Consider the following 12,524-nt stretch of genomic DNA (forward strand, 5'->3'; position numbering starts at 1 on the left):
CAAATGAAGAAGAAAAAGCTAGCAGGAGTGTTCCTATCACTTTCTTTGGTTGCAGGGGCGCTGGCAGGTTGTAGCGGCGACTCGAAAACTAGCAGTTCAGGCGGGGGTTCATCCAAATCGGGTGACACGATTAAAATTGGGGCCAACCTTGAACTGTCCGGAGGTACGGCATCATTCGGCCAATCGGCTGCCGATGGTTTGAAGCTGGCCATCGATGAAATTAATAAAGAGGGCATCGATGGTAAAAAACTGGAAATCGTCAAGGTTGATAATAAATCAGATGCAGCAGAAGCTACAAGCGGTTCGATCAAGTTAGTCAGCCAGGACAAGGTTGTGGCTGTAGTCGGATCAGCGACAAGCACAAATACATTGGCACAGGTTCAGGTCGCACAGGATAATAAAGTTCCTCTTCTCACACCAACTGCAACAAATCCCGACATCACCAACAAAGCTGGAAAATTAAACGATTATGTGTTCAGAACTTGCTTTATCGATCCATTCCAAGGTACGGTGGCAGCCAATTTCGCATCTGACGAAATAGGGGCGAAGACAGCTGCGATCTATGTGGATAGCGCAAGTGATTATTCTAAAGGATTGGCCGCCGCTTTTAAAGAAGCGTTCACTGCCAAGGGTGGTAAAATCGTGGCGGAAGAAGCTTATGTTACAAAAGATACTGATTTCCGCTCTACATTGACACGTATCAAATCCGCCAAACCAGAGTTCGTTTTCCTTCCTGGTTATTATGAAGAAGTCGGATTGATCTTAAAGCAGGCACGTGAAGACGGCATAGACCTTCCATTCATGGGTGGAGACGGCTGGGATTCCCCGAAAGTCGTTGAAATTGCCGGAGCGGAGGCTCTAAAAAATACCTACATCACGAATCACTATTCCCCTGAAGATGAAGATGCAAAAATCCAGGATTTCGTTGCAGCCTTCGAAAAGGAATACGATAAAACACCGGATGCCTTTGCAGCACTTGGCTATGATACTGGTTACTACCTGGCTGATGCCATCAAGAGATCTGGAGATGCTTCCCCTGAAAAAATCAGACAAGCGTTGGAAGAAGTCAAAGATCTTCAATTAGTTTCCGGAACGCTGAACCTTGATGAAAATCATGATCCGATCAAATCGGCGACCATCTTGGAATATGTGGATGGCAAACAAACATTCAAGACGAAAATCAATCCATAATACCTTACTTGGATAGGGGGCAAGTCCCCCCTATTCTATATTCACTTAAAAAACACCTTATCGGGGAGAGTGCAATATGGAACTGATTCAACAATTGGTAAATGGCATTTCACTCGGCAGCATTTATGCATTGATCGCGCTTGGTTATACGATGGTATATGGAATCGTCAAACTGATAAACTTTGCCCATGGCGACGTATTCATGGTTGGTTCATTTGTAGGGTTTTACGCCATTACCGTAATGGACTTATCCTTCATCCCGGCTTTATTGATTTCGATGGTCACTTGTGCTATCTTTGGCGTTTTAATTGAACGGATCGCTTATAAACCCCTTCGTAATGCAACACGGATTGCGGCCTTGATAACGGCCATCGGTGTTTCCCTTCTAATAGAAAATGGGCTGATTTACATCCGGGGCGCCCAGCCGGAAGCCTATCCAAATAATGTCCTTCCGATGGATAAACTCGATATATTGGGAGTTTCCATCAGCAGTCAATCGATATTAATCTTATCTGTATCCATCATTTTAATGATCATCCTACAATTCGTTGTCCATAAAACCAAAATCGGCAAAGCGATGCGTGCCGTTTCATTCGATTCCGAAGCCGCTAAGCTTATGGGAATCAATGTGAATAATACGATTTCAGCTACCTTCGCCATAGGTTCGGCTTTGGCAGGGGCTGCCGGCGTCATTTTTGGGATCTACTATATTAAAATCGAGCCGTTGATGGGTGTCCTTCCAGGCCTTAAAGCGTTTGTTGCAGCAGTCTTGGGCGGCATCGGCATCATTCCGGGAGCGATGGTCGGCGGTCTTCTGCTTGGAGTGATCGAGGCTTTGGTCAGTGCTGCCGGTTACTCATTATGGCGCGATGGTGTGGCTTTCGTCGTTCTTATCTTGATTTTGATTTTCTTGCCTCAGGGACTATTCGGTAAAAATAAAAGAGAAAAAGTATAGGGGAGACAAGGCGATGACTACTTTAAAGAATTCAAAGGGTTTTTGGCTCTCGATCGTGCTCGCACTTATTTTTTTCGGAATCATGCAGTACACCATTACAAACGGTATGCTCAATCCATTTTATATCAACACACTCATGTTCATAGGCATCAATATCATGCTGGCAACGAGCCTTCATTTAATCATTGGAATAACCGGGCAGTTCTCGATCGGACATGCAGGGTTTTTAGCGGTAGGTGCCTATGCTTCGGCGGTCATGACAATGAAACTGGAACTTCCTTTCATCATGGCGATATTGACAGGGGGCATCATCGCCGCAGCTGCCGGTATGGTGATCGGGATACCCAGCTTGCGTCTGAAGGGGGATTACTTGGCGATAGCTACACTAGGTTTTGGGGAAATTGTCCGAATAGTCCTCTTGAATATTGAATATGTAGGCGGGGCAAGCGGGATGCAGGTTTCCCATCTGACTACATGGCCATGGGTATTTGCCTGTGTCATGATCACCGTCATAGTCATCCGGAATTTCACCAATTCGACTCATGGACGTGCATGCATATCCGTAAGGGAGGATGAAACGGCGGCTGATGCGATGGGAATCAATACGACCTATTATAAAGTGGCGGCCTTCGTCATCGGAGCTTTCTTTGCCGGAATTGCCGGATCGCTTTATGCCCATAATTTCTATATTATCCAGCCATCGAATTTCGGTTTCCTAAAATCCTTCGATATACTGATTTTCGTCGTACTCGGCGGTCTTGGAAGTCTTTCAGGTTCGGTTTTGGCTGCCATTTTACTGACGATCGTGACGACATTCCTTCAGGATTATCCGGAAACGAGGATGATCATATACAGTCTTGTCCTGATCTTGATGATGATCTTCCGCCCGCAGGGTTTAATGGGAACAAGAGAAATCACGACATTGTTCACACATAAAAAAACGAAAGGGGGCCCAAAGGATGGAAGCCACAATACCGTTGCTTAAAGTAGATGCGGTGGGTATCCGTTTTGGCGGATTGAAAGCCGTGTCCGATGTGAACATGGAATTATTTCCGGGGGAACTTGTAGGCCTGATCGGACCGAATGGAGCTGGAAAAACGACCTTCTTCAATTTGTTGACGGGTGTGTATGTCCCTACAGAAGGGACGATTGCCTTGAACGGGGAAAATCTAAAAAAGCAGCAGCCTTATAAAATTACCCGAAAAGGGATTTCGAGGACCTTTCAAAATATCCGCCTCTTCAGTGAGTTATCTGTGATCGATAATGTGAAGGTTGCTTACCACTCGCTTGCCAAGCATATGATCCCAAGCTCCATATTCAGGCTACCGGGACATTTTTCCGGTGAAAAGGAAATGGATGAAAAGGCGTTGGAATTCTTGAGGATTTTCAAGCTTGACCATTTTAAGGATGAAAAAGCGAAGAATCTTCCATACGGACAGCAAAGGCGGCTGGAAATTGCACGTGCTCTCGCGGCAAACCCCAAACTGCTTTTACTGGACGAACCCGCAGCAGGTATGAACCCGCATGAAACGAAAGAATTGATGAATCTCATCGCTTTTATCAGGAAGGAATTCAACCTTACCGTATTGCTCATCGAACATGATATGTCACTGGTCATGGGGGTATGCGAACGGATTTACGTACTTGATCATGGACAGCTTATCGCTCATGGAAAGCCGGAAGAAATCCGCAACGATCCTAAAGTTATCGAGGCGTATCTAGGCGAGGAGGTTTCATGATGCTGAAAATAGAGGACATCAATGTATATTACGGCAATATCCAAGCGTTAAAAGGTGTTTCCATGGAGATTAACGAAGGGGAGATCGTGACTCTGATCGGGGCGAATGGAGCCGGAAAAAGCACGTTGCTCAAAACGATATCCGGGCTGTTAAAACCAAAGCAGGGAAAAGTTCTGTTCGAAGGCGATCCGATTGGAGGAAAAGCTGCACAGTCCATCGTGAAAATGGGCATATCCCATGTACCTGAAGGCCGCCGTGTCTTTGCGAACATGACGGTGGCCGAAAACCTGGAGCTTGGTGCCTATTTGAGAAACGACAAAGAGGGCATCAAAAAGGATATGGAAAAGGTCCATGAGTTATTTCCGAGGCTGCTAGAGAGAATCAAACAGCAGGCCGGCACGCTTTCAGGTGGTGAACAGCAGATGCTTGCTATGGGCCGGGCTTTAATGGCGAAGCCACGTTTATTACTGCTCGATGAACCTTCGATGGGCCTTGCACCGCTGCTGGTAAAGCAAATATTCAACATCATACAGGAAATCAGTGAAGCCGGGACAACGATCCTTTTGGTTGAGCAAAATGCCAACCTCGCTTTATCCATTGCAGATCGGGCTTATGTCGTTGAAACGGGCCGAATCGTCCTGTCGGGCAATGCCGAGGAACTAACATCAAGTGAAGAAATAAAGATGGCCTATTTAGGAGGCCACTGAACCGCCGTTTGGCGGTTTTTTTATTTGATATTGGGATATGCAAAATATACAGGAAGATAAAAAGCTCAGGAGATTCATGCATGATTTTATACATCCAATATAGTATTATTCAATTTTAATATAGGAATTAAGACTAAAAAAGCACGAAAAAACTGGGTTTAATTCCCTATCAATATACTTGTATTTTGGAAAAAATGTAATTAATAGGATGAAAAAAATAAGAGAATGAATAAAATTTTTTGATCAGTAAATAAGGAGTTTAAAATATCAAAATAATTTAATTATCAGTTTTTTCTGATTATACCGCCTATTTTCACAATATTTAAAATATATAAAGATAAAAATGATATAGTACTCCCTGTGAAAAATATCCTATTTAGCGGAATCTTCTCGCAATTATTGTATAGACGGAATGAAAATTATGCGGTAAACTATTTTTCGAAATATTAATTTAATTTGAAACATTTCATCTAATCAATTTTTTTCTGAAGCATCATGAATAAATATTCATGCATCAGAGCTTGATTACAAAATGGGGGGATTATTTATGAAGAAGAAAAAACTAGCAGGTGCATTCCTTTCTCTAACACTTGCTGCAGGAGTTCTAGCGGGTTGTTCCGGCTCCGGTTCATCAGATAAATCAAGTGGGGACGGTGATACGATCAAAATCGGTGTCAACCTTGAATTATCAGGTGGTGTAGCTTCATATGGTCAATCGATTGCGGAAGGCCTGGAACTTGCCACTGCAGAAATCAATAAAGAAGGCATTGACGGAAAAAAAATCAAACTAATAAAAGTCGATAATAAATCTGAAGCGTCTGAAGCGACTAGCGGAGCAATCAAGCTGACATCTCAAGATCAGGTTGCAGCTATCGTAGGTGCAGCGACAAGCACGAACTCGATTGCCCAAGTGCAAATTGCACAAGATAACAAAGTGCCGGTCATCTCACCTTCCGGTACAAGCCCTGAAATCACTTTCAGCAAGGATAAATTGAATGATTACATTTTCAGGACAAGCTTCATCGATCCTTTCCAAGGGACGGTAGCTGCGAACTTTGCCACTAAAGAAATCAAAGCGAAAAGTGCAGCCATCTATATTGACAGTTCAAGCGATTATTCAAAAGGGTTAGCCGCAGCCTTTAAAGAACAATTCGAAAAAAATGGCGGAAAGATTGTTGCTGAGGAAGCTTACATTGCGAAGGATACTGATTTCCGTTCCACATTGACTCGTTTGAAATCGGCAAAACCTGATTTCATTTTCCTTCCTGGTTACTATGAGGAAGCTGGTCTGATCGTGAAGCAGGCACGGGAAACTGGACTTGACGTTCCATTCATGGGCGGCGACGGCTGGGATTCTCCTAAGCTAGTTGAAATTGCCGGTGCAAAAGCTCTAAATAATACGTTCATCACGAACCATTATTCTTCAGGTGACCCTGATGAGAAAATTCAGAATTTTGTGTCAGCGTTTAAAGCGAAGTACAAAGATAAATCCCCGGATGCATTTAACGCTCTAGGCTATGACACAGGATACTTCCTTGCGGATGCGATTAAACGTGCTGGTTCAGCGGATTCAGAAAAAATCAAAGAAGCGCTGGAAAAAACGGCTGACCTTGAGCTTGTAACGGGTACATTCACATTGGATGAAAAGCATAATCCAATCAAATCTGCTACCATCCTTGAATTTAAAGAGGGAAAACAAGTATTTAACACAAAAATCAATCCTTAATTTCGGAGAACAACTCCACCCTTTCGCCGGCCCTTCATTAAAAAGAAGGTGCTGGCGAATTCTCATTTTTCAAGCATACCAGCTCGCTGAACATCCCCTAAGTGGAATGCAAAGAGCCTGGACTTATCACTTATAAAATTAGATTTTTCAAGGAGAGTCGAACATGGAATTGATACAACAGTTAATAAACGGGGTTTCACTAGGAAGTATTTATGCCCTTATCGCTCTCGGATATACGATGGTTTACGGGATTGTTAAATTGATAAACTTTGCCCATGGGGATGTCTTCATGGTTGGCTCATTCGTTGGATTTTACTCGATAACGGTTCTGGATCTGTCATTCGTGCCCGCTCTATTAATCTCGATGACGGTGTGTGCGCTCTTTGGGGTATTGATCGAGCGAATCGCGTACAAGCCATTGCGTAACGCAACTCGTATTGCCGCACTTATCACGGCCATCGGGGTTTCCCTTTTGATCGAATACGGATTCATCTACGTCCGCGGTGCACAGCCGGAAGCTTATCCGAATGATGTATTGCCGGCAGACAAGTTCAATATTTTTGGAGTTTCCATCAATAGTCAATCGGTCTTGATTTTTGGAGTGGCTGTAGTCCTGATGATCATTCTTCAAATCATCGTTCATAGAACAAAAATAGGAAAAGCCATGCGTGCCGTTTCCTTCGACGCGGATGCAGCTAAACTGATGGGAATTAATGTTGACAACACGATTTCTGCCACCTTTGCAATCGGTTCCGCATTAGCTGGGGCAGCGGGCGTCATTTTCGGTATTTACTATATTAAGATCGAGCCGCTTATGGGAGTGCTTCCGGGATTGAAGGCATTTGTTGCCGCCGTACTTGGAGGGATCGGAATCATACCGGGCGCGATGGTCGGTGGCTTATTGCTTGGTGTCATCGAGGCATTGGTCAGCGCCGCCGGTTACTCATTATGGCGTGATGCCGTAGCCTTCGTCGTACTGATTCTTATCTTGATTTTCTTGCCACAAGGCTTATTCGGTAAAAACAAAAAAGAAAAAGTATAGGGGAGACAAAGCAATGACTACAATTAAGCGAGCAAAAGGTTTTTGGCTCTCGATTTCACTATCATTGATCTTTTTCGCCGCAATTCAAGTGTTAATCGGCGGCGGATCGCTAAATCCTTTTTATCAAAATACGCTCATGTTCATCGGGATCAATATCATTTTGGCAGCGAGCCTTCATTTGATCATCGGGATAACCGGGCAGTTTTCCATCGGACATGCAGGATTCCTTGCAGTCGGTGCCTATGCTTCAGCCGTTTTGACCATGAAGCTGCAAATGCCATTTGCTCTAGCGTTGATAGTGGGCGGTTTGGCGGCAGCGTTGGCAGGATTGATCATCGGAATTCCAAGCTTACGCTTAAAAGGCGATTACCTGGCGATTGCAACCCTGGGATTTGGGGAAATCGTCCGGATCATGCTTTTGAATATCGATTATGTTGGCGGGGCGAGCGGCATGCAGGTTTCCCATTTGACCACCTGGCCTTGGGTATTCGCTTCCGTTATCGTTACGATCATCGTCATCAGGAACTTCACAAGTTCTACCCATGGAAGAGCGTGCATCTCGATCCGTGAGGACGAGACGGCTGCCGATTCGATGGGGATCAATACGACCTATTACAAAGTTGTCGCGTTTGCGATCGGTGCTTTTTTCGCCGGAATTGCTGGAGGGCTATACGCTCATAACTTCTACATCATCCAGCCATCGAACTTCGGATTCCTGAAGTCATTCGATATCCTGATCTTAGTCGTACTGGGCGGCCTTGGAAGTCTGTCAGGAGCCGTATTGGCTGCCATATTACTGACTGTGGTCACGACATTCCTCCAGGATTATCCCGAAACGCGTATGATCATCTACAGCCTAGTGCTTATCGTCATGATGATCTATCGTCCACAAGGTTTAATGGGGACAAAAGAAATAACTTCCATGTTCAAACGTAAAGGAGGCAGCAGCCATGAAAATAAAAACACCGCTGCTTAAAGTCGATTCGGTCGGCATCCAGTTCGGAGGGCTTAAAGCCGTTTCCGATGTTAACGTCGAGCTGTACCCTGGGGAATTAGTTGGCTTGATTGGTCCGAACGGAGCCGGGAAAACCACCTTTTTCAACTTGCTGACAGGGGTTTACGTCCCGACGGAGGGAACGATTTCTTTAGAAGGGGAGGACTTGAGAAAAAAGCCTCCATATAAAATTACGCAAAAAGGGATCAGCCGGACATTCCAGAACATCCGCTTATTCAGCGAACTATCCGTGATCGATAATGTAAAGGTGGCCTATCATTCCCTTTCGAAGCATAGCATTTTAAGTTCGATCTTCCGGATGCCTATCCATTTTAAAGGCGAAAAGGAAATGGATGAAAAGGCGATTGAGTTCCTGAAGATTTTCAACCTGGATCAATATAAGGATGAAAAGGCAAAGAACCTGCCATATGGTAAACAAAGGCGTTTGGAGATCGCCCGTGCACTTGCAGCCAATCCGAAACTGCTTTTGCTGGATGAACCGGCAGCGGGGATGAACCCCCAGGAGACTCACGAGCTCATGAACCTGATTGCCCTCATTCGTGAGAAATTTGATTTGACCGTATTATTGATCGAACATGATATGCCGCTTGTCATGGGTGTTTGCGAACGCATATATGTACTCGATCACGGACAACTGATCGCTCAAGGAAAGCCAGAGGAAATCCGTAACAATCCAAAAGTCATCGAGGCCTATCTGGGCGAGGAGGTTTCATAATGTTAAAAATAGAGGACATCAACGTCTATTACGGAAACATTCAAGCCTTGAAAGGAATCTCGCTTTCTATTAACGAAGGCGAAATCGTAACCCTGATCGGGGCGAACGGAGCCGGAAAAAGCACGATGCTGAAAACCATTTCCGGCCTATTAAAACCAAAACAAGGGAAAATCATATACGAAGGGCAATCCATCGGCGGAAAGGCAGCACAATCCATCGTGAAAATGGGCATTTCCCATGTGCCTGAAGGACGGCGGGTCTTCGCTAACATGACGGTTGAAGAAAACCTTCAGCTTGGGGCTTATTTACGTAAAGATAAGGCAGGCATCAAGCAGGATATGGAGAAAGTCTATGAATTATTCCCGCGTTTGCTTGAGCGCCTGAAACAGCAATCCGGAACCCTTTCCGGCGGGGAACAGCAAATGCTCGCAATGGGCAGGGCACTCATGGCCAAGCCCCGGCTTCTTTTATTGGACGAGCCATCCATGGGACTCGCCCCATTATTGGTGAAGCAAATCTTTCATATCATCGAAGAAATCAATAAAACCGGTACAACCATTCTGCTGGTCGAACAAAATGCCAACTTAGCCCTATCCATCGCGGACAGAGCCTATGTTGTCGAAACCGGCCGAATTGTCCTATCAGGCAAATCAGAGGAACTGACCGCAAGCGAAGAAATCAAGAATGCCTATTTAGGAGGACATTAAACCGCATATGGCGGTTTCGGACTGTAGACAAACTCGAAGAAAAGCGAGTTTGCCTGCAGTTTTTTTGTTTGTAAAACTCGAACGTTGATTTCCACTCCAGTCACTCGCTTTCCGCGGGCGGTCCGCCCTCGGCTTGCGCCTGCGGAATCTCCCTTGGACGCGTTTTCCCGCAGGAGTCTCGTGCCTTCCGTTCCAATCAAACTTTGTTTTAATATTTAGATAGAGCTCCATGTTGCCTGCAGTTTTTTTTGTTTGTAAAACTCGAAAGTTGATTTCCACTCCAGGCACTCGCTTTCCGCGGGCGGTCCGCCCTCGGCTTGCGCCCTCGGCTTGCGCCCTCGGCTTGCGCCTGCGGGGTCTCCCTTGGACGCGTTTTCCCGCAGGAGTCTCGCACCTTCTGTTCCAATCACCTTTGTTTTAAAATTCAGATAGAACTCCATGTTGCCTGCAGTTTTTTTTGTTTGTAAAACTCGAACGTTGATTTCCACTCCAGGCACTCGCTTTCCGCGGGCGGTCCGCCCTCGGCTTGCGCCTGCGGGGTCTCCCTTGGACTCGCTTTTCCCGCAGGAGTCTCGCACCTTCCGTTCCAATCAAACTTTGTTTTAATATTTAGATAGAACTCCATTTTGTCGACAATCTAAGACCGCTTTATAGCGGTTTTTTTGTTTTTCAAATAAGTTATTTTAACTAGTTAAAAAAGGTTAGTAAAACTAAATCACGCGGTATACAATCTAGTTAGGGATAATAGTAGAATGGGTTCATGATCAAACCTCATCCGTAGCTATTGTTAATATTATTTTTTTGGAGTGATTTCATGCACAAACATATTCAGGCCTTACTGCCGGTTTTATTGCTGTTTATGATTCTGCCAATCTGCCAGCCGGATGCTGCATCTGCAGAAGAGACCCCGCAATCAGATGGTGTCATCGTCAAATATAAAGAGACGAACGATGAGCCGATCAACGACTTGATAGAAAAGGTGGAGGTTCCTAAAGGGGAAACGACCGACAACCTGATCAAGGAACTTGAAGAACGGAAGAATGTGGAATATGCAGAGCCAAACTATCTTTTCAAGAAGATGGAAAGCCCGAACGATCCAGCCTACAATGACCAGTGGCATCATAAAAAGCTTGGTACGAATGCAGCATGGACAAAATCCATGGGTTCCAAGGAATTGATCGTCGCCATCATTGACGACGGTATCGATCGCAACCACGATGATTTAAAAGGGAAGATCGTCAAAGCCTATGATACTGTAAACAATCGGAAAAATATCATACCAAAAGGTGAACATGGAACGCATATCGCAGGCATCATTGCCGGTTCTGCCAACAACGGCATAGGTGGAACGGGAGTTGCGCCGAACATTAAACTAATGCCGATCAACGTTTTTGATGGGGAGTATGCCGATACTGCCGATATCATAGACGCCATACATTATGCCGTTGAGCAAAAGGCGAACATCATCAATATGAGTTTAGGAGACACCAGTTATTCGGAGGCTTTGAACAAGGCCGTCCAGGAAGCCTATAAAAAAGGCATACTGATCGTTGCGGCTGCCGGTAATGAAGGAGACATGGGGAAAAATGTACAGCGAGTCTACCCAGCTGCATTCAGCCATGTCATTTCCGTTGCCGCCACTGACTCAAAGGACAAGCGTCCCAGTTATTCCAACTACCATTCAACAGTCGATATTGCAGCACCTGGGGATGATATCCTTTCAACCTTACCAGGTGAAAAATACGGCTGGATGAGTGGAACGTCGATGGCCACGCCCATGGTGGCGGGTGTAGCGGCACTGATTTGGTCCCATGAGCCCAAACTCAACAAATTGGAGGTCGAATACCGCCTTTATGATTCAGCCGTGGACCTCGGTACGAAAGGGAAAGACATATACTATGGAAACGGGCGGGTCAATGCCAAGAAAGCGCTGGAAATGAAGACGCTGACCAAACCGGCCGTGACCGCGATTTCCGATAAGGAAACCAAGATCAATGGGAAAATCCCAACCGATTTCAAAACGGGGACCGTCTCCATATATACCGATAAAAAACAACTCGCCACAGTGAAGGTCAACGGCGAAAAGACGTTTACAGCGACGATCGGAAAACAACCAGCAGGCACGACCATCTCTACTAGGGTCATTGATAAATCGGGAAATAAAAGCATACCCGTTTCATTTAAAGTGGTTGATAAAACGGCTCCAGCAAGACCTTCAGTAAATTCGGTAGGTGACAATACCGTAAAAGTTACCGGAAAAGCGGAAGCGAGCACTACCGTCACTGTCAAAAATGGCAGCACGATTCTCGGTAAAGCAACTTCCAATAGTGCTGGGAACTTCACCGTAACGATATCAAAAAAACAAAAAGCCGGAAAAGTCCTATCCGTTACAGCAACGGATAAAGCAGGTAATATAAGCTCGATCAAAACAGTGACCGTCACAGACAAAACAGCACCAAGTAAACCGACGGTCAACACAGTGACGACAAAAACGACAAAAGTAACAGGCAAAGCAGAAGCCAACTCCACTGTATCCATCAAAGCATCAGGAAAAGTGATCGGTTCTGCCACAGCAACGACTAAAGGCACATTCTCGGTTAAAATCCCCAAGCAAAAAGCCGGGAAGAACCTATATACCTATGCAAAAGACAAAGCGAAAAACGTAAGTGAATCGAGGAAAGTCAAGGTTAAAAAGTGATAAAAAAACGGCGGCCCCCAATATTCGAT

Annotated in this window: 12 protein-coding genes; 11 read left to right on the top strand and 1 reads right to left on the bottom strand. The window is 45.2% G+C overall.

Annotation, left to right across the window (positions count from 1 at the left end; translation table 11 throughout):
* The first annotated feature begins 3 nt into the window (after positions 1-3).
* The 10 genes from QUF94_RS08805 to QUF94_RS08850 all read left to right on the top strand — a co-directional run bounded on the left by QUF94_RS08805 (position 4) and on the right by QUF94_RS08850 (position 9,797).
* Positions 4-1,191 (top strand): ABC transporter substrate-binding protein, encoded by a 1,188-nt coding sequence (locus tag QUF94_RS08805; protein WP_289315522.1) that lies wholly within the window; start codon positions 4-6, stop codon positions 1,189-1,191.
* Positions 1,192-1,267: 76 nt separating this feature from the next.
* Positions 1,268-2,146, top strand: coding sequence for a branched-chain amino acid ABC transporter permease (locus tag QUF94_RS08810; protein ID WP_098369668.1), 879 nt, complete (start codon positions 1,268-1,270; stop codon positions 2,144-2,146).
* Between the two features lie 13 nt (positions 2,147-2,159).
* Positions 2,160-3,131 (top strand): branched-chain amino acid ABC transporter permease, encoded by a 972-nt coding sequence (locus QUF94_RS08815; RefSeq protein ID WP_289315523.1) that lies wholly within the window; start codon positions 2,160-2,162, stop codon positions 3,129-3,131.
* Positions 3,106-3,885 (top strand): ABC transporter ATP-binding protein, encoded by a 780-nt coding sequence (locus tag QUF94_RS08820; RefSeq protein WP_289315524.1) that lies wholly within the window; start codon positions 3,106-3,108, stop codon positions 3,883-3,885. Before QUF94_RS08815 ends, QUF94_RS08820 begins: the two co-directional genes overlap by 26 nt.
* On the top strand, positions 3,885-4,592 hold the full coding sequence (locus QUF94_RS08825; protein WP_289315525.1) for an ABC transporter ATP-binding protein: 708 nt from the start codon (positions 3,885-3,887) through the stop codon (positions 4,590-4,592). Before QUF94_RS08820 ends, QUF94_RS08825 begins: the two co-directional genes overlap by 1 nt.
* Positions 4,593-5,139: 547 nt before the next feature.
* Positions 5,140-6,318 carry an ABC transporter substrate-binding protein gene (locus QUF94_RS08830; protein ID WP_289315526.1) on the top strand — a complete coding sequence of 393 codons (1,179 nt, stop codon included), beginning with the start codon at positions 5,140-5,142 and terminating at the stop codon, positions 6,316-6,318.
* 163 nt (positions 6,319-6,481) lie between these two features.
* The gene (locus QUF94_RS08835; RefSeq protein WP_289315527.1) at positions 6,482-7,360 is read left to right on the top strand and encodes a branched-chain amino acid ABC transporter permease; all 879 of its coding nucleotides are present in this window, start codon (positions 6,482-6,484) and stop codon (positions 7,358-7,360) included.
* Positions 7,361-7,373: 13 nt separating this feature from the next.
* Positions 7,374-8,336 carry a branched-chain amino acid ABC transporter permease gene (locus tag QUF94_RS08840; RefSeq protein ID WP_289315528.1) on the top strand — a complete coding sequence of 321 codons (963 nt, stop codon included), beginning with the start codon at positions 7,374-7,376 and terminating at the stop codon, positions 8,334-8,336.
* Positions 8,311-9,090, top strand: coding sequence for an ABC transporter ATP-binding protein (locus tag QUF94_RS08845; protein WP_289315529.1), 780 nt, complete (start codon positions 8,311-8,313; stop codon positions 9,088-9,090). Before QUF94_RS08840 ends, QUF94_RS08845 begins: the two co-directional genes overlap by 26 nt.
* Positions 9,090-9,797 (top strand): ABC transporter ATP-binding protein, encoded by a 708-nt coding sequence (locus QUF94_RS08850; RefSeq protein WP_063232914.1) that lies wholly within the window; start codon positions 9,090-9,092, stop codon positions 9,795-9,797. Before QUF94_RS08845 ends, QUF94_RS08850 begins: the two co-directional genes overlap by 1 nt.
* Before the next feature lie 215 nt (positions 9,798-10,012).
* On the opposite strand, the gene QUF94_RS08855 is transcribed toward QUF94_RS08850, so the two are convergent.
* Positions 10,013-10,285, bottom strand: a complete 273-nt coding sequence (locus QUF94_RS08855; RefSeq protein WP_289315530.1) for a hypothetical protein — start codon at positions 10,283-10,285, stop codon at positions 10,013-10,015.
* Between the two features lie 326 nt (positions 10,286-10,611).
* Between QUF94_RS08855 and QUF94_RS08860 the strand changes: the two genes are divergently transcribed.
* Positions 10,612-12,495 (top strand): S8 family serine peptidase, encoded by a 1,884-nt coding sequence (locus tag QUF94_RS08860; RefSeq protein WP_289315531.1) that lies wholly within the window; start codon positions 10,612-10,614, stop codon positions 12,493-12,495.
* Positions 12,496-12,524 lie beyond the last annotated feature (29 nt).

Source organism: Peribacillus sp. NJ4 (assembly GCF_030348345.1).
GTDB lineage: Bacteria > Bacillota > Bacilli > Bacillales > DSM-1321 > Peribacillus.

What these genes read in the sequence shown, in the direction of transcription:
- QUF94_RS08825 (WP_289315525.1), top strand. Translation starts at nt 3,885, where the DNA reads ATGCTGAAAATAGAGGACATCAATGTATATTACGGCAATATCCAAGCG.
- QUF94_RS08810 (WP_098369668.1), top strand. Translation starts at nt 1,268, where the DNA reads ATGGAACTGATTCAACAATTGGTAAATGGCATTTCACTCGGCAGCATT.
- QUF94_RS08805 (WP_289315522.1), top strand. Translation starts at nt 4, where the DNA reads ATGAAGAAGAAAAAGCTAGCAGGAGTGTTCCTATCACTTTCTTTGGTT.
- QUF94_RS08850 (WP_063232914.1), top strand. Translation starts at nt 9,090, where the DNA reads ATGTTAAAAATAGAGGACATCAACGTCTATTACGGAAACATTCAAGCC.
- QUF94_RS08830 (WP_289315526.1), top strand. Translation starts at nt 5,140, where the DNA reads ATGAAGAAGAAAAAACTAGCAGGTGCATTCCTTTCTCTAACACTTGCT.
- QUF94_RS08845 (WP_289315529.1), top strand. Translation starts at nt 8,311, where the DNA reads ATGAAAATAAAAACACCGCTGCTTAAAGTCGATTCGGTCGGCATCCAG.
- QUF94_RS08860 (WP_289315531.1), top strand. Translation starts at nt 10,612, where the DNA reads ATGCACAAACATATTCAGGCCTTACTGCCGGTTTTATTGCTGTTTATG.
- QUF94_RS08835 (WP_289315527.1), top strand. Translation starts at nt 6,482, where the DNA reads ATGGAATTGATACAACAGTTAATAAACGGGGTTTCACTAGGAAGTATT.
- QUF94_RS08820 (WP_289315524.1), top strand. Translation starts at nt 3,106, where the DNA reads ATGGAAGCCACAATACCGTTGCTTAAAGTAGATGCGGTGGGTATCCGT.
- QUF94_RS08815 (WP_289315523.1), top strand. Translation starts at nt 2,160, where the DNA reads ATGACTACTTTAAAGAATTCAAAGGGTTTTTGGCTCTCGATCGTGCTC.
- QUF94_RS08840 (WP_289315528.1), top strand. Translation starts at nt 7,374, where the DNA reads ATGACTACAATTAAGCGAGCAAAAGGTTTTTGGCTCTCGATTTCACTA.